We start from the raw sequence: 16,245 nt of genomic DNA, 5'->3' as shown, positions 1-16,245 counted from the left end.
AGGGACGCATGGACGCCGAGCTCGGTTCGTGGCGCGACGGGCGTGCCCGCTCGGCGATCACCGACTTCGTCCGCCGGGTCACGACCGAGGGCGGTGCCGACTATGTCGACCCCGCCGAGCGGGTCGCGGTGGTCGACAACGACGGCACGCTGTGGACCGAGAAGCCGATGCAGATCGAGATCGGTTTCATCCTCCAGCGCCTGGCGGCCATGGCCGAGCAGGCCCCGGACCTGCGGGAGCGGCAGCCGTGGAAGGCGGCCTACATGCACGACTACGACTGGCTGGGCGGCGCCATCACCCAGCACTATCGCGGCGACGACGCCGACCTGACGGTGCTGATGGGCGGATTCCTCCGCGCGTTCGCCGGGATGTCCGCGGAGGACTACCTGGCGGCGTCGGGGGAGTACTTGCGGCACGGATCGCACCCCACGCTGGGCCGCGGGTTCGGCCAGTGCGCGTACCCGCCGATGGTCGAGCTGCTGCGCTACCTCGAGGCACACGACTTCACCGTCTACATCGCCTCGGGCGGCGACCGGGACTTCATCCGCGCGATCAGCGACGAGGTGTACGGCATCCCCGCCGAACGGGTGATCGGCAGCTCCAACGCGCTCGAATACCAGGAGGACGAGCGCGGCGCGTCCGTCGTGTACCGGGCGCGGCCCGACGTGTTCGACGACGGGCCGGTCAAGGCGGTGCGGATCTGGAGCCGGGTCGGCCGCCGGCCCATCCTGTCGGCCGGCAACGCCAACGGCGACATCCCGATGCTGGAGTTCACCGGCGGGCCGTCGCTGCCCGCCCTCCGGCTGGTCGTCCTGCACGACGACGAGGAACGCGAGTTCGCCTACACCGACGGCGCCGAGGAACTGCTCGAGCGGGCCGAGCGGGGCGGGTGGACGGTGGTCAGCGTCCGCGACGACTGGACGACCGTCTTCAGATGATCTTCGGAAAGGCGATCAGGAAGCCCACGCCCACGAGCAGCAACGTCATCGCGCCGCCGAGGACGACCCAGGTCAGGGTCGCCGACCGGAGGCGCTGCGACACCGCGGTGAAGAAGAGTACGAGGGCGAACAGGACGGTCAGCAGCGTGTAGTCGTCGCCGCGCTGGTTGTTCTCGAGGGCCTTCGCGAACAGCGCGTCGGCACGTGCGTCGGACGCCTCCGCCTCGGCCGCGCCCGGCGGCTGGTACTCGGGCAGCGCGAACGGGCCCTTGGGCGCGTCCGGATTCTCCAGCGGCCGCATCGCGATCCAGGCGTCGAAGGCCACCGCGAAGTGGTCGGTGAACCGCGTCTCGACGAAGTCGGCCAGCGTGTCGTCGCCCTCGGCGACGGCCTGCACGTACACGGAGAAGATGTCGAGGTCGAAGCCTCGGGCCGCGTCGGCCTCCGCCGAGAAGCGCGACGCCTCGATTCGCGCGCCCGACGCCTGGGAGAAGGCGATGGACATTGCGCCGCCCCATTTGCTCGCCTCGAAGCCGCTCCACGCGGTGAGGACCGCCGTGACGGAGAGCACGACGACGGCCACCAGCTCACGGACGCCGGCGCGCCCATCGCCGTTCGCGTCGTCCTCGTCCCTGGCCTCGGACATCGGCGACCCCCATGGTCTCGGTGCACTCACTGTGCGCCGCGACCATGGGGGCCCGGATCACCTCGACCGGGTGAACCGCCCGGTGATCGACCACAGGTCGTAGGAGTACAGCGAGTCGCAGGTGGCCTGGCTCCAGTCGGGGTCGTCGATGGTGGGCAGGCTCGAGCAGGAGCTGGTGAAGACGACCTCGACGCCGCGGGCGTCGGCGAGCCGGCCGTGCCAAGTGCGCACCAGGCCGGCGTTGTGGTTGCGGGTGAACCCGGTGAGGTCGTGGTCGATGTCGCCCAGCGGCTGCCACGTGCCGGTCCCGGCCAGGAGGTCCGCCAGGTTCAGCCGCGCCACCTGTACCGACGGGCCGATCCACCACGGGTTGTCGACGGGGTAGGGGTGCTGTTCGCGGACGACCACGACGTCCCGGCCGGTGCGGTCGAGGGCGAGGTCGAACCCGTTGAGGTAGTCGGGCGCGCCGTCGGCGCCGGTGAGCCCGTCCGTCGGCAGCAGGACGGGCGGGCCGACCCGCAGCCGCTCCACGTGCGTGAGGTCGACGACGCCGGCGTAGGCGCGGGTGGACGTGTCGCCGCGGGTGTAGGCGAGCAGCACCCGCCCGGAGTCGCCGGCGAGGGACACGGCGGTCGGCTGGCCGGCGCCCCACTGGTCGACGCGGTCCGACGTCACGATCGGGTCGGGGTACTTGACCCACGGCCCGTCCGGGTCCGTCGCGAAGGCGACGCCGACCTGGTTGTGCGCGCTGGCGTCGACGTCGTTGCCCAGGTAGAACATCGCGTACGAGTAGCGGGTGCCGCCGTAGTGGAACCGGCCGGCCACGACGCTGGGGTCGCAGGTGTGGAAGCTGTCCCAGGCCGGAGCGGGCGAGGCGTGCAGCACCGACCTCGTCTCCGTCACGACGCCGTCGACGCGCTTGGTGAGGTAGATGTGGTCCTCGATCACCCGGGACTGGTCGTTGTGACACGACCAGATCCACTCGGTGTCTCCGTCGCGCACGACTGACGGCGCGTAGGAGTAGAACCCGGGCTCCGGCGCGTACACCGGGGCCAGCGACGCGGGGTCCCACGTGACCCCGTCGCGGGCCGGCCGCGGGGCCGCGTCGTCCTGCGCCGCCGCCGTGCCCAGCGGCGCGAGCAGGGCGCCCACGCCCAGCGCGGCCGCCAGCACGCCGAATCGCCTGATCGTGCGGAAAGGTGCCATCGATGGCCTCCGTCCTCCGTCGTCACAGCGCATCTACTCGTGATGCGCTATTCGAGTAGATCGATGCTTGCGGCGGCGAGTCTACTCGAATAGCATGCGTCGACGACAGGCTTCGGACGACCGCTCGTGAACCCGGCGACGCGTGACAGACAGACAGGAACCCATGACCTACGACAGCTCGGCGGTGCGCTCCACCTTCGCCCTCGACACCGACATCGGCACGGACGTCGACGACCTGCTGGCCCTCGCGATGGTCCTGGGCTCGCCCGAGCTGGCCGTCTCCGCCGTGACGACGGTGTACGGCGACGTGGACCTGCGCGCCCGGATCGTCGCGAAGGCGTTCGCCACGACGGGACGGGCGGCGCCGCCGATCGCCGCGGGCGAGTCCGCGACGCTGTCCGGGCGGCCGGTGTGGTGGCCGGGGCACGAGGGCTCCACCATCGCCGACCTCGCCGCACAGCGCTACGCGGCCGACAGAGCCGCCACCGAGGAGCTCGCGGCCACGGAGACCGTCGTGGCCATCGGCCCGGTCACGAACGTCGCCGTGGCACTGCGCCGGCCCGACAGGGTGACGAAGCGCGTCGTCATGATGGGCGGCGAGTACCGTGACGGCGTCGTCGAGCACAACATCCGCTGCGACGTGACCGCGGCCGCCGAGGTGTTCGGGTCCGGCGTGGACCTCCTGGCCGTCGGCCTCGACCAGACCCAGCGCATCAGGCTCGGACGGGCCGAGCTCGACGCCATCGCGGCGCGCGGGCCGTTCGGTGCGCTGATCGGCGCGGAGATGCGCCGGTTCTGGGCGTTCACGGAACGGGACTCCAACGTGCCGCACGACCCCATCGCCGTGCTCACCCTGGCGCGCCCCGAGCTCTTCACGACCGAGCGCGGCACCATCACCGTCGAGACCGAGGGCGACGCCGCGGGCACGACCCGGTTCGCCCCCGACCCGGCCGGGCCGCACGAGATCGTCGTCGACCTGGACGTGCCGCGCGTGAGCGAGGAGATCGTGCGCCGGATCCTCGCCGCGGCGCGGCCCGCCGCCACCACCTCCTGACATCCACCCCAGCATCGCTCGAAGAGGAGAAACGCCATGGGAACGTCCCGGATCCTCCCGGTCGCCGCAGCGGTCGGCGCCGGTCTGCTGGTGCTCGCCGGCTGCGGCGGGTCGTCGACGGACGGCTCGGGTGGCGGCGGCGACGGGGAGGTCACGCTGACCTTCGCGAACGCCGACCCGGCCGAGACCTGGGCCGCTGTGATCGAGGGGTTCGAGGAGCAGCACCCGGACATCACCGTCAAGCAGCTCAACATCCCCTACGCGCAGTACACGAGCACCATCAACCAGCGCATGGGGGCCGGCGGCGACGGCATCGACCTCATGGTCGTCGACGCCGGCGGCGCCGTCCTCGACTGGAACAACCGGGGCTACCTCGCCGACCTCAGCGACCTGCGCGACGACGCCGTCGCCGCGGCCGTGAGCGAGAGCATGGTCACCGCGCGCGAGGTGGACGGGAAGCTGCTCGCGCTCGCGCCCTGGACCACGTCGCAGTTCCTCTACTACAACGCCGACATCCTCGCCGCGGCCGGTGTCGAGCCGCCGTCCGGCGACCCGGCGGCGCCGTGGACGTACGAGCAGCTGACCGAGGCGGCGCGGACGGTGCAGAGCGCCGGCGCGGCAGAGTACCCGCTGCTGTTCGACCAGTGGGACACCTACTACCAGCTGCAGATGATGGGCGTCTCCGCGGGCGGCGGCGACGGCATCGACGCCGACGGCGTCGTGGACTTCTCCGGTGACGGCTGGCAGCGCGCGCTGACCTGGTACCACGGCCTGTTCGAGGACGGGCTGTCGCCGCGCGGCATCACCAACGACAAGAACGGCGCGCTGTTCCAGGAGGGCAAGGGCGCGTTCATCATCTCCGGACCGTGGGGCGTGAGCGTGGCCAACGCGGGCGGGATCAACTACGGCGTCGCGCCGGCGCCCTACTTCGAGGGCGGGGAGCCGGCGACATCGACCGACTCGTGGGCGGTGGGCATCTCGTCCAAGTCGGAGCAGCTCGACGCCGCCAAGGAGTTCCTGCGCTACCTGACCATCGACCCGGCCGGCAACGCCCAGGCGGCCGAGGTGGCCGGCATCACGCCCACCAACAAGGAGGCGTTCGCGGCCTACGTCGACGGGGTCGAGGCGTCGGCGGGCGCGGCGACGGCCGGCTTCGGTGCGATCCTGCAGTACCAGCTCGAGAACAACGCCGTGCACCGCCCGGCCGTGGTCGGCTACAGCGTGTTCGAGCCGGGCGCCGGTCAGCTGTTCTCCGACATCCGCAACGGCTCCGATCCCGCCGAGCGGGCCGCACAGGCCGACGAGGAGATCTCCGCCCAGATCGAGCGCTTGCGGTGACGCGGCCGGCGACGGCGACGCGGCGGACGGCGCGCTCCACGGGGCGCGCCGTCCGGCGGGGGAGTCCGCGGCCGGCCGGTTCCGTCCGGCGGCGCCGGTCCGTGCGGACCACGCTGGTGGCCTTCGCCCTGCTCAGTCCGGCGCTCATCGCCCTGGTGCTGATGCGCGTCGTGCCGATGATCAGCGCGGTGAGCCAGAGCTTCCGCCACGTCTCGCTGTCGACCGGCGCCTCGGAGTTCGACGGCCTGTCGAACTACACCCACCTGCTCACGGACCCCGGGTTCCACTCCGTGCTGGTGGTGACGCTCGTCTTCAACCTGGTCCTCAACCCGGCGATCGTGGTGCTGTCGACGGCGCTCGCCCTGCTCACCGCGCAGCGGCTGCCGCTCGTGGGCCTGTGGCGCTCGATGATCTTCGTGCCCGCGGCGGTCCCGGGTGCGGTGGTGGCGCTCATCTGGAGCACCGCGCTGCAGCCGGACGGTCTCGTCAACGCCCTGTTGGAGCTCGTGGGGCTGCCGCCCCAGCCGTTCCTGACGTCGGCGAGCCAGGCGGCGTTCTCCATCGGCATCATGGTCACCTGGGGCGCCCTCGGGTACTGGATGATCTTCGTGATCGCCGGGCTGAAGGACATCCCCGACTCGCTGTACGAGGCGGCGGCGCTCGACGGCGCCGGGTGGTGGCGCCGGCTGTTCTCGATCACGCTCCCGCTGCTCAAGCGGCCCATGGCGTTCGTGCTGATCGCGTGCACGGTGGGGTCGTTCCTGCTGTTCGCGCCCATCCAGATCCTGACGAAGGGCGGCCCGAACGGGTCGACGAACCTGATCATGTTCGACATCTACAACCGGACCTACCTGCTCGGCGACGTCGGCGTCGGCCAGGCGGAGGTCGTCATCCTCATGCTGCTGCTCGCCGTCATCGTGGCCGTCCAGTTCCGGCTGCTCAGGGAGGAGAAGTCATGAGGCGCTCGCGCGGCGGGACCGTCGTCCTCACGGCCGCGGCGGTGCTCGCCGCCCTCGCGGTCTTCCTCCCGGTGTGGTGGGTGTTCGTCTCGTCCACCCGGCCCGGCAACAGCTACGTCGACAACATGGCGCCGCTGTCGTGGCTGGCGTTCGTGCCGGTGGGCGGCGACCTCACGAACTACTCCGGGCTGTTGTCCGGGCCGTTCCTCACCGGCCTGTTCAACAGCTTCCTGGTGGCCGGCCTCACCATCGCGTTCGGCCTGGCCATCGCGGTGCCCGCGGCGTACGCCCTCGCCACGATCGACTTCCCGGGGCGCGGCGTGGTGTTCACCTTCATCGTGCTGGTGGCGATGATCCCGTTCGACGCCATCGCGATCCCGCTGTCGAGCCTGTTCCAGGACTGGCACCTGAGCGACTCCTACGCGGGCCTGGTGCTGCCCGCGCTGGCCAACGGCTTCGCGATCTTCGTCCTGCGGCAGTTCTTCCTGGGCATCCCGGCCGAACTGCTCGAGGCCGCCGAGGTCGACGGGCTCGGCCGCATCGCGACGCTGTGGCGCATCGTCCTGCCGTTGTCGAAGCCCGCGCTCATCGGCGCCGGCATGATGCTCTTCCTGTCGCAGTGGCAGGCCTACCTGTGGCCGCTGCTGATCGGGACCTCGCCGGAGCGCCAGCTCGCGCCGATCGCCCTGGCCAACCTCAGCACGTTGTTCACCGTCGACCTCGGGCAGATCTTCGCCGGCTCGTTCGTGCTGACGATCATCCCGATGGTGCTGCTGCTGTTCTTCCAGAAGCAGTACACGGAGTCGCTGTCGACGACGGGGCTCAAGGGATGACCGCGCGGGTCGTCGTGGTGGGCTCGCTCAACGTGGACCGCACGTTCCGGGTCGATCGCCTGCCCGCGGCGGGGCACACGATCCACGCGCGGAGCAGTTCGACGTCGCCGGGCGGGAAGGGCGCGAACCAGGCCGTCGCCGCGGCGCTGCTCGGCGCCGACGTCGCGCTCGTGGGCGCCGTGGGCCGGGATGGGGGCGGCGACGACCTGCTGGCGTCCGTCGCCGCGGCGGGGGTCGACGTCACGGGGGTCGTGCGGGCCGACGCGCCGACCGGCGAGGCCGTCGTGCTCGTCGACGCGGACGCCGAGAACCTGATCGTCGTCAACGGCGGGGCGAACCTGTGCCTCGACGCCGCCGCGGTGACGTCGGCGGTGCGGGCGGCGCGGTTCGTCGTCACCGGCTTCGAGGTCCCCGACGACGCCGTGGTCGCGGCCGCGGCCCGGGCCAGGGAGCTCGGCGCGCGCTTCGTCCTCAACCCGTCGCCGATGCGGCCGCTGCCCGGCGGTCTGCTCGGTCCCGGCGTGCTGCTCGTGGTGAACGAACACGAGTCGGCGATGCTGGCCGGCGACACCGAGGGCTGCGACGTCCTGGTGACGCTGGGCGCGCGGGGTGCGCTGCTGCACGAGGCGGCGAGCGGGCGGACGGTCGAGCTCGTCGCGCCGCGGGTCGACGCGGTGGACACCACCGGGTGCGGCGACGCGTTCATGGGCGCCCTGGTGGCCGGGCTGGCGGCGGACCTGGACCCGGCCGACGCGGCGGCGCGGGCCGTCGACGCCGGCGCGTACGTGGCGACGCGGCCCGGGGCGCAGGGCTCCTACCCGACGTCGGAGGAGCTCACCCGGTGGCGCCGCGGCCGTCAGTGACCCGGCGGGCACCCGCAGGAGGCGCGCACCACGAGGTGGACGGGGACGAGGCCGCCCGCGGCGGGCGTCGCCTGCCCCAGCACCGCCTGGAGAGCGGCCTCCGCGATGGCGGGGACGGGCTGCTCGACGGCGGTGAGCGGCGGGTCGCTGAACACGGCGTCGTCGGTGCCGTCGAACGACACGACGGCGAGATCGTGCGGGACCGAGATGCCGAGCTCGCGCGCCGCGGCGAGCAGGCCGAGCGCCTGGACGTCGGACGCGACGAACACGGCGTCGGGCCGGGGCGCGCGGGTCAGCAACTCGATCGCCGCCTCGTGACCGGCGACGCGGCTGTACTCCGCCGGCTGGACCAGGGCGGGGTCGGCGGCCAGCCCGGCCGCCGCTAGCGCGGCCGCCCAGCCGGCCCGCCGCTCGTCGGCGCCGGGCGCGCCCTCGCGGCCGCCCAGGTGCGCGATGCGCCGCCGCCCGTGCTCGACCAGGTGCGACACGGCGAGCCGGGCGCCGCCCTCGTTGTCGACGATGACCGACATCTGGCCGGGCTGGCTGCGCTGGTTGAGGTACACCGTCGGCGTGCCGTTGACGTCGGCGACCGAGTCGGGGGCGAGGCTGACGATGATCAGGCCGTCGATCTGGTGGCTGACCAGCGACTCGATCTGCGCGCGCTCGCGGTCGGGATCGTCGTCGGAGTCGCCGAGCAGCAGGGCGTAGCCGGCGGTGAACGCCTGGTTCGACAGCTCGCGCGCCAGCGCTCCGAAGTAGGTGTTGCTGACATCGGGGACCACGAGGCCGACGGCCTGGGCGCGCTGCAGGCGCAACGCCCGGGCCACCGCGTTGGGGCGGTAGTCGAGCTCGCGCATGGCCGCCAGCACCTTCTCGCGGGTGGCGGCGGCCACCGGGCGCGGGCCGTCGTTGGTGACGTAGCTGACGACGGCCGTGCTCACCCCGGCCAGCCGGGCGACGTCGGTCCGCGTGGGTGCGCGTCGGCGCTGCGTGTGGCCGGAAGAGTCGTTCATCTGAACCTGCGCCTTTCGTCGTGCGACGAGTATAGGAGCACGGTATCTATTCGAGTAGAGTCAGGCCATGCCGACCCCCGTGATCGTCGTCACCGACCTCTACCAGCCGCCCGAGGACCCGGGTGACAACTTCGACCTGCTGCTGCCGTTCGGGCTCGACCGCGTCGACCTGCGGGCGATCGTCCTGGACGTGTCGATCGAGAAGCGCGAGTCGGTCAGCGAGGGCGTGCCGGGCTACCCGGGGCCGCGGGAACCGGGCGTCATCCCCGTCACGCAACTGAACGCCCTGTTCGGCCGGCAGGTGCCCTACGGGATCTCGCCGTTCGCCCGCATGCGCACCGTCGACGACCGGATGACCGACGTGCCGCCGTTCCAGCAGACCGGGCCGGAGCTGCTGCTGGACACGCTCCGCGCGTCGGACACGCCGGTCCACGTCATGTCGTTCGGATCGGCGCGCCCGATCGCCGTCGCCTTCAACCGCGACCCGGCGCTGTTCCGTGAGAAGGTCGCCCGCGTCCACCTCAGCGCGGGCTCGACGTCGCTGGACTACCTGGAGTGGAACGTCTACCTCGACCCGCTGGCCGTCATCCGCCTGGTCGACGCCGGCCTGCCGCTCGCGCTGTACCCGTGCGCCACCGAGGTCGACTGCTTCTCCTACGGCACGCACAACACGCTGTGGTGGTTCGACGACCTGCGCTGGATCGACGGCCTGCACCCGGCGGTGAAGCGCTACCTGCTCTACGGGCTGGGCGTGTCGACGAGGATCGACTTCCTGCGCGCGCTCGACGAGGACCCGCCGGCCGAGGTCGCCGAGCGGGTCTACGGCCGGCGGCACGCGGTGTGGGAGACCGCCGCCTGGATCGAGGTGTCCGGCTCGGCGCTCGTGCGGCACCGCGACGGCACGTACGAGATCGTCGCCGCGGCCGGCGCCGCACCCGGCGACGTCGTGGTGCGCAACGAGCTCGCCCCCTGCCGGGCCGCCTCGCACCCGAGCGGCCTCTACACGTTCGAGCTGACCGATCAGGACCCGAACGCGCTGGTGTTCGTCCGCGACGACCCTCGTGAGTACGAGCGCGCGCTGCGCGAGGCGCTGCCGCGGCTCTACGCGTCGTTCACCCCGGCCGGCTGGCTCGGGTCGACCCTCGGCCCGCTGCGCGACCCCGGGCCACGGCAGTACGCGGGTCCGCTGGGCTGAGCGCCTACCGCTCGGCGAGGGCGACCGGGCCGCTGGGCCGCTCGCCGCCGTCGGGCAGGGCGAGGAACGGCGCGAGCGCCTCGGCGGTGGCGTCGATGCGCCGCCACACGCGCGGCGAGCGCAGCCGCAGGAAGCCTCCGGTCAGCAGGAACAGCTCGTCGCCGACGATCTCGACCTCGGCCGAGCGGCCGAACCCGTGCGCGTGGCCGACGATGCCGGTGTCGAGCAGCAGCCGTCGCAGCAGGGGGTAGTCGGGCCCGGTGCTCCACACCCGGGTGCCGTGCGGGCCGTCGACCGGATCGACGTCGCGGAGCCGACGGGGCCGGTGCCCGGCCCGGGTCGTCACCAGGGTGTGCGGGTAGGACTCGCGCAGGGTGAACACCACGTAGCCGGCCTCGAAGCTGTCGGACTCGGAGGCGCCGTCGTCGAGGAGCTCCTGGTAGTTCGCGACGACGAAGCCCCGCGGCCCGGGCGCCTCGAAGCGGTCGAGGTGGCTGCGCCGGGTGCCGGCGGAGCCGAAGACGTGCGCCTTCGGGCGGGGACCGCCGGCGGTCGGCTGGTAGCGCAGGTCGTTGGCCTGGGCGAACTCGGTCAGTCGGAGCCGGGTGCGGGCGCGCGGGCCCCAGGAGTCGTGCCGCGTCCACCAGGTGATGACGACGACCGCCGCCATGCTCGCGGTCCACAGCGCCGCCATGGTCAGCCCCAGGGCCGTGGCACCCTCGGTGACGAGCACGGCCACCGGTAGCACGGGCGTGCCGACGACGAGCAGGGTCGTCAGCAGCGCGAACGCGGACCGCCTCCACCAGCGGGGTTCGGCGAGGTCGGCGCCGTGCCGCCCGGCGAGGGCGTCGGCCCGGAACCGGCGCCACCGCGACCACGTGATGCGATGCGACAGCGGCGTGGTGTCGAGCCTCTCGCGGGCCATGGGCCTCGGCCTCCCGGTCGACGGCGGCAGGGAGCTCCCATGATCCCATGCCGCGCGTCAGGACGTGGCCGGCGAGCCGGTCGACGACGCCATGTCTGCTATCTTGGGCATATGCCTAAAGTGTTCGCCCAATATCGATGGAGGCGACGGTGAGGGAGACCGGACGTGGCCAGGCGACCCGGCAGCGCCTGCTCGATGCGGCGGTGCCGCTGATCGGGGAGGCCGGCTGGGGTGCGGTGACGACGCGCATGGTGGCCGAGCGGGCCGGGGTGAACCAGGCCCTGGTGCACTACCACTTCGGGTCGGTGACGGAGCTGCTGGTCGCGGCGTCGACCGGGTTCGCCCGGCAGTTGCTCGCCGGCTTCGCGGCGGGACTGGCCGAGCAGCCCGACGTGCCGGCGGCGGTGGAGTGGCTGCTCGCCGGGCTCGACGGCTACGCCGACGACGACCCGGCGTCGAGGACGGTCAGTGAGACGTACCTGGCGGCGTCCCGGCTGCCGGCCCTGCGGGTGGAGCTGGCCGCGGTGGTCGACGACTTCCGCGCCGAGGTGGCCGGGTGGTTGCGCCGGCACGGCCACGGCGCGGACGAGGCGTCGGCCGCGGCGACCCTGCTCGCGGCGACGGTCGACGGGCTGATGCTGCACCGCGGTCTGGAGCCCGGGCTCGGCGCCGCCGGTCTGGCCGGCCCGCTGCGCCGCCTGCTCACCCCTGACACCGCACCGGAAGGAGCGCCATGACGACCACGACGTCGCCGGCCATCGAGGCCAGCGGCCTGACGAAGCAGTTCGACGGCCACCGGGTGGTCGACGGCGTCGATCTCTCGGTGCCGGTGGGCTCGGTGTTCGGGGTGCTCGGCCCGAACGGGGCCGGGAAGAGCACCACGATCAAGATGCTCACCACTCTGCTGCGCCCCGACGGCGGCACGGCCAGGGTGCTGGGGCACGACGTGGTCGCCGAGGCCGACGCCGTCCGCGGCCTGATCAGCCTCACCGGCCAGCTGGCGTCGGTCGACGAGGACCTCACCGGCCACGAGAACCTCGTCCTGCTGGGCCGGCTGCTCGGCCTGCGGCGGCGGGCCCGGGCCCGCGCCGAACAGCTGCTCGCGGCGTTCGGGCTCGACCACGCGGCGGACCGCCTGGTCAAACACTATTCCGGCGGCATGCGCCGGCGGCTCGACATCGCCTCGAGCATCGTCGTGACGCCGTCGTTGCTGTTCCTCGACGAGCCGACGACGGGGCTGGACCCGCGCTCGCGCGGGCAGGTCTGGGAGATCGTCCGTGCGCTGGTCGCCGAGGGCGCCACCGTCCTGCTGTGTACGCAGTACCTGGACGAGGCCGACGAGCTCGCCGACCGCATCGCGGTCATCGACCACGGCACGGTCATCGCCGAGGGGACGGCCGCGCAGCTGAAGTCGTCGGTCGGAACCGGCGTCCTGCAGGTGCGCCTCGACGACCCGTCGCAGCGGGCGGCCGCGGTGAGCGCGCTGTCCGACCACCTCGGGGCGGCGAGCGCCGCCGCCGATCCCGCCGTGGCCACCGCGGCCTGCCACGACGCCGGACGCGCCGCGCTCGCGGTCGCGGAGCTGACGCGGGAGGGCATCGCGGTCGCGGACTTCTCGCTGGGACGGCCCAGCCTGGACGAGGTGTTCCTCGCGCTCACCGGCCACGCGCCGGACCCGGCGAAGGAGGACGCGGCATGAGCGGCACCACCGCCACCACACCGGCCCTACCGGATCGCGAGGCGTTGCGCGACGTGCTGACCGAGCGGCCCGGGCACGGGCGCGCGCCGGCACCGGCCGCCGTGCTCGCGTTCGCCTGGCGCGGCATCCTCAAGATCAGGCACGTGCCCGAGCAACTGCTCGACGTCACCGTCACCCCGGTGCTGTTCGTGCTGATGTTCACCTACCTGTTCGGCGGGTCCATCGCGGGGTCGACGGGGGAGTACCTGCACTTCGTCCTGCCCGGCATCTTGGCCATGTCGGTGCTGTTCACGACCATGTACTCAGGTGTCGCGCTGAACACCGACCTCACCAGGGGCGCGGTCGACCGGTTCCGCACGCTGCCGATCTGGAAGCCCGCGCCGCTGGTCGGTGCGCTGGCCGGCGACACCGTCCGGTACCTGGCGGCGGCGACGGTCATCGTGGGGCTGGGGCTGGCGCTGGGGTACCGGCCGGACAACGGCGCCGGCGGCGTGCTGGCCGCGCTGGCGCTCGTCGTCGTGTTCGCGTTCGGCCTGTCGTGGGTGTACATCACGCTCGGGCCGGTGCTGCGCTCGCCCAACGCCGTCACCAACGCCGGGTTCATGACCATCTTCCCGCTGACGTTCCTCACCAACGTGTTCGTCGAGCCCGAGACGCTGCCCCGGCCGCTCGAGGTGTTCGTCGCCGTCAATCCGGTGTCGCACCTGGTCAGCGCCACCCGCGGGCTGATGAACGGCAGCCTGGCCACGAGTGACCTCGTGGTCGTGCTGGCCACCGCCGCGGCGCTGACCGCGGTCCTCGCGCCGCTCGCGTCGCACCTCTACCGCGCCAGGAGCTGACCCGGGCCGAACCCGTCACGGGGTGAGCAGGACCTTGGTGGCGGTGCGCTGGTCCATGGCACGGTAGCCCTCGGCCGCGCGGTCCAGCGGCAGGGTGAGGTCGAAGACCTTGCCGGGGTCGATCTCGCGGTCCCAGATGAGCTTGATCAGGTGCGGCAGGTACTGGCGGACCGGCGCCGGGCCGCCGTGCAGGTGCACCCCCGCCATGAACAGGTCGTCGCCGGGGATGGCGACGTCGTGGGAGACGCCGACGAAGCCGACGTGGCCGCCGGGGCGGGTGGCGTGGATGGCCTGCATCATGGCTTCCTGGGTGCCGACGGCCTCGATGACGGAGTGGGCGCCGAGCCCGCCGGTGCGGGCCTTCACCTCCGCGACGCCGGCGTCACCGCGCTCCTCGACGATGTCCGTGGCGCCGAACTCGCGGGCCAGGGCCTGGCGATCGGCGTGCCGGCTGAACGCGATGATCCGTTCGGCGCCGAGCTGCCGGGCGGCCAGGATCGCGAGCAGCCCGACCGCGCCGTCGCCGACGACCGCGACCGTCCTGCCCGGGCCCGCCTCGGCCGCGACGGCGGCGAACCAGCCGGTGCCCAGGACGTCGGAGGCGGCCAGCAGCGAGGGCACGAGGTCCGGGTCGGGCCGGCCCGGGGTGGCGACCAGAGTGCCGTCGGCGAGCGGGACACGGGCCAGCTCGGCCTGGGTGCCGATGGTGCCCATCAGGACCCGGTGCACGCAGTACGCCTGGTACCCGGCCCGGCAGATCTCGCAGGTGTTGTCGGAGGCCCAGAACGAGCCGACGACGAAGTCGCCCGGCGCGACGGTGCGCACCTCGGCGCCGACCTCCTCGACGACACCGGCGTACTCGTGTCCCATCACCTGGTGGTCGACCGGCTCGGCGCCGCGGTAGGGCCATAGGTCGCTGCCGCAGACACAGGTGGCGCTCAGCCGGACGATCGCATCGGTCGGCTCCAGGATCGTGGGGTCGGCGCGTTCTTCGACCCGGACGTCCCCGGGTCCGTACATGACGACTTGACGCATGGCACCGAGTCCACCCGATCGCCGGCCGGGCAGGAAGTCACTGCTGATGGGTGTACTGGCAGGACACCCTTCGCGGCCCCGTCCGGCCCCGAACCGCCCTAGGCTCGGTGTGTGGACAACCGGCAGGAGGTGCGCGAGTTTCTCACCACCCGTCGCGCGCGTCTCACCCCCGACCAGGCCGGCCTCCCGGCCACGGGCCGCCGCCGCGTGCCCGGGCTGCGCCGCAGCGAGGTCGCGGCGGTCGCCGGACTCAGCGTCGAGTACTACGCACGGCTGGAACGCGGCCAGATCGCCGGTGCGTCGTCCGGGGTGCTCGAGGCGCTCGCCCGGGCGCTGCAGCTCGACGAGACCGAACGCGCCCACCTGTTCGACCTCGCCCGCGCCGCCGACGGCGTGCCCACGTCGGGGCGGGCCCGCCGCCGCGCGCCGGCCAAGGCGGCGTCGCGCTCGAGCCTGCGGTGGACGCTCGACGCGATCAAGGACGGCGTGGCGTTCGTCCGCGATCCGCACCAGAACCTGCTCGCCGCCAACGCGCTCGGCCGCGCGTTCTACTCACCGGTCATCGGCGACGGGGGACGCACGCCCAACCTCGCGCGGTTCCAGTTCCTCGACCCCGCCGCCCGCGACTTCTACCCGGACTGGGAGCTGTTCGCCGAGATGTGCGTGGGCATCATGCGCGCGGAGGCCGGCCGCGACCCGCACGACCGCGGGCTCCAGGACCTCGTCGGCGAGCTCTCCACCCGCAGCGAGACCTTCCGCCGCCTCTGGGCCGGCCACGACGTCCGGACCCACGGCGCCGGCACCAAGCGGTTCCGTCATCCGGTCGTCGGCGAGCTCGTCCTCGCCTACGAGGAGCTGGCCATCACCGCCGAGCCGGGCCTGGTGCTCCTGGTCTACACCGCCGAGCCCGGCTCCCCGTCCGCCGAACGGCTCCAACTGCTCGCCTCCTGGGCGGCGGACGCCACCGCGACCACCTGACGCGGCGAGCGGTCCGTCAGGACGAGGTAGGCGAGCGCGGGCAGCGCGGCCAGCGGGAGCAGGGCGTGGGCGAGGCCGACGGTGTCGGCCAGGGCGCCGATGCCCGGCGTGGCCAGCCCGCCGGCCGAGACGGCGAGCCCCAGCGTGACGCCGGCGGCGGTGCCGGCGTGCCGCGGCAGGTAGTCCTGCCCGAGGCTGACGTGCAGCGAGAACGGCACGTAGAGCACGAGCGACGCCAGCGCGACGAGCACGAACACGGCCGGGCCGGGGACCAGCAGCATGCCGCCGACCACCGGGACCGCCGCCAGGTAGGCCCAGCGCAGGATCGTCGTGCGCGGCCACCGGCGCGCGAACTGGCCGCCGATGGCCGTGCCGAACGCGCCGCCGAGGTAGAAGACGACCAGCGCGGCGGCCGCGGCCGTGGTACCGGTGCCACGGTGCTGTGGCACGTGATCGCCACCGACACGCGGGCTGGCCCGCAGGCCGAGCACGCCGGGGATCAGCCACCGCATCCGCCACCGATCGCCGAGCGCCCCGAACGGCGGCTGCACGATCGAGGACGACAGCGAGAAGGCCAGCACGACGCCCGCGGCGGCGGCATGGGTGTACCCGCGTTCCAGGACGAGGTACGGCACGAGGGCGGCCATCGCGCCCTGGTGGAAGTCGACCGTCCCGCCACCTCGCGCCCGGCGACGAGGTCACGCCGCATCGTCACGACGACCAC

Annotated in this window: 17 protein-coding genes; 11 read left to right on the top strand and 6 right to left on the bottom strand. The window is 73.1% G+C overall.

What is annotated here, in order from left to right; all coding sequences use genetic code 11:
- The first annotated feature begins 8 nt into the window (after nt 1-8).
- Nucleotides 9-938 (top strand): HAD family phosphatase, encoded by a 930-nt coding sequence (locus BLU82_RS14230; protein WP_092621409.1) that lies wholly within the window; start codon nt 9-11, stop codon nt 936-938.
- On the opposite strand, the gene BLU82_RS14225 is transcribed toward BLU82_RS14230, so the two are convergent.
- Both BLU82_RS14225 and BLU82_RS14220 read right to left on the bottom strand, forming a co-directional pair.
- On the bottom strand, nt 931-1,584 hold the full coding sequence (locus BLU82_RS14225; RefSeq protein WP_092621406.1) for a hypothetical protein: 654 nt from the start codon (nt 1,582-1,584) through the stop codon (nt 931-933). The genes BLU82_RS14230 and BLU82_RS14225 overlap by 8 nt on opposite strands.
- A gap of 57 nt (nt 1,585-1,641) precedes the next feature.
- Nucleotides 1,642-2,790, bottom strand: coding sequence for a hypothetical protein (locus BLU82_RS14220; RefSeq protein ID WP_157740947.1), 1,149 nt, complete (start codon nt 2,788-2,790; stop codon nt 1,642-1,644).
- A gap of 163 nt (nt 2,791-2,953) precedes the next feature.
- Between BLU82_RS14220 and BLU82_RS14215 the strand changes: the two genes are divergently transcribed.
- From BLU82_RS14215 to BLU82_RS14195, 5 genes are all read left to right on the top strand, one after another.
- Nucleotides 2,954-3,844 (top strand): nucleoside hydrolase, encoded by an 891-nt coding sequence (locus BLU82_RS14215; protein ID WP_092621400.1) that lies wholly within the window; start codon nt 2,954-2,956, stop codon nt 3,842-3,844.
- Nucleotides 3,845-3,880: 36 nt separating this feature from the next.
- Nucleotides 3,881-5,182: an ABC transporter substrate-binding protein gene (locus BLU82_RS14210; RefSeq protein ID WP_092621397.1), complete on the top strand. Its 1,302-nt coding sequence runs from the start codon at nt 3,881-3,883 to the stop codon at nt 5,180-5,182.
- Between the two features lie 101 nt (nt 5,183-5,283).
- A complete protein-coding gene (locus BLU82_RS14205; RefSeq protein ID WP_197682941.1) occupies nt 5,284-6,141 on the top strand; it encodes a carbohydrate ABC transporter permease in 858 nt (285 codons plus the stop codon).
- Nucleotides 6,138-6,974: a carbohydrate ABC transporter permease gene (locus BLU82_RS14200; protein ID WP_092621394.1), complete on the top strand. Its 837-nt coding sequence runs from the start codon at nt 6,138-6,140 to the stop codon at nt 6,972-6,974. The genes BLU82_RS14205 and BLU82_RS14200 overlap by 4 nt, the downstream gene beginning before the upstream one ends.
- A complete protein-coding gene (locus tag BLU82_RS14195; protein ID WP_092621391.1) occupies nt 6,971-7,837 on the top strand; it encodes a ribokinase in 867 nt (288 codons plus the stop codon). The genes BLU82_RS14200 and BLU82_RS14195 overlap by 4 nt, the downstream gene beginning before the upstream one ends.
- Here BLU82_RS14195 and BLU82_RS14190 read toward each other — a convergent pair.
- Nucleotides 7,831-8,850, bottom strand: a complete 1,020-nt coding sequence (locus BLU82_RS14190) for a LacI family DNA-binding transcriptional regulator (RefSeq protein WP_092621388.1) — start codon at nt 8,848-8,850, stop codon at nt 7,831-7,833. The genes BLU82_RS14195 and BLU82_RS14190 overlap by 7 nt on opposite strands.
- Nucleotides 8,851-8,917: 67 nt before the next feature.
- On the opposite strand from BLU82_RS14190, the gene BLU82_RS14185 reads away from it, so the two are divergent.
- Nucleotides 8,918-10,045, top strand: a complete 1,128-nt coding sequence (locus tag BLU82_RS14185; RefSeq protein ID WP_092621385.1) for a hypothetical protein — start codon at nt 8,918-8,920, stop codon at nt 10,043-10,045.
- 4 nt (nt 10,046-10,049) lie between these two features.
- On the opposite strand, the gene BLU82_RS14180 is transcribed toward BLU82_RS14185, so the two are convergent.
- Complete coding sequence (locus BLU82_RS14180) at nt 10,050-10,970, bottom strand: hypothetical protein (RefSeq protein WP_092621382.1); 921 nt, start codon at nt 10,968-10,970, stop codon at nt 10,050-10,052.
- Nucleotides 10,971-11,119: 149 nt separating this feature from the next.
- On the opposite strand from BLU82_RS14180, the gene BLU82_RS14175 reads away from it, so the two are divergent.
- Genes BLU82_RS14175 through BLU82_RS14165 form a run of 3 tightly spaced genes read left to right on the top strand, consistent with a single transcriptional unit; the run spans nt 11,120 to nt 13,508 of the window.
- Nucleotides 11,120-11,707, top strand: coding sequence for a TetR/AcrR family transcriptional regulator (locus tag BLU82_RS14175; protein WP_197682940.1), 588 nt, complete (start codon nt 11,120-11,122; stop codon nt 11,705-11,707).
- Nucleotides 11,704-12,669 (top strand): ATP-binding cassette domain-containing protein, encoded by a 966-nt coding sequence (locus BLU82_RS14170; protein ID WP_092621376.1) that lies wholly within the window; start codon nt 11,704-11,706, stop codon nt 12,667-12,669. Before BLU82_RS14175 ends, BLU82_RS14170 begins: the two co-directional genes overlap by 4 nt.
- Nucleotides 12,666-13,508, top strand: a complete 843-nt coding sequence (locus BLU82_RS14165) for an ABC transporter permease (RefSeq protein ID WP_092621373.1) — start codon at nt 12,666-12,668, stop codon at nt 13,506-13,508. The genes BLU82_RS14170 and BLU82_RS14165 overlap by 4 nt, the downstream gene beginning before the upstream one ends.
- 15 nt (nt 13,509-13,523) lie before the next feature.
- Here the strand turns inward: BLU82_RS14165 and BLU82_RS14160 are convergent, their stop codons facing one another.
- The gene (locus tag BLU82_RS14160; RefSeq protein WP_092621370.1) at nt 13,524-14,543 is read right to left on the bottom strand and encodes a zinc-dependent alcohol dehydrogenase family protein; all 1,020 of its coding nucleotides are present in this window, start codon (nt 14,541-14,543) and stop codon (nt 13,524-13,526) included.
- 111 nt (nt 14,544-14,654) lie between these two features.
- Between BLU82_RS14160 and BLU82_RS14155 the strand changes: the two genes are divergently transcribed.
- The gene (locus tag BLU82_RS14155) at nt 14,655-15,521 is read left to right on the top strand and encodes a helix-turn-helix transcriptional regulator (protein ID WP_092621367.1); all 867 of its coding nucleotides are present in this window, start codon (nt 14,655-14,657) and stop codon (nt 15,519-15,521) included.
- On the opposite strand, the gene BLU82_RS14150 is transcribed toward BLU82_RS14155, so the two are convergent.
- A complete protein-coding gene (locus BLU82_RS14150; protein WP_197682939.1) occupies nt 15,437-16,168 on the bottom strand; it encodes a hypothetical protein in 732 nt (243 codons plus the stop codon). The genes BLU82_RS14155 and BLU82_RS14150 overlap by 85 nt on opposite strands.
- Nucleotides 16,169-16,245: the final 77 nt, after the last annotated feature.

This window comes from Jiangella sp. DSM 45060 (assembly GCF_900105175.1).
GTDB lineage: Bacteria > Actinomycetota > Actinomycetes > Jiangellales > Jiangellaceae > Jiangella.
The sequence above is the reverse complement of the archived record's forward strand: the minus strand, read 5'-3'. Positions and strand labels throughout refer to the sequence as shown.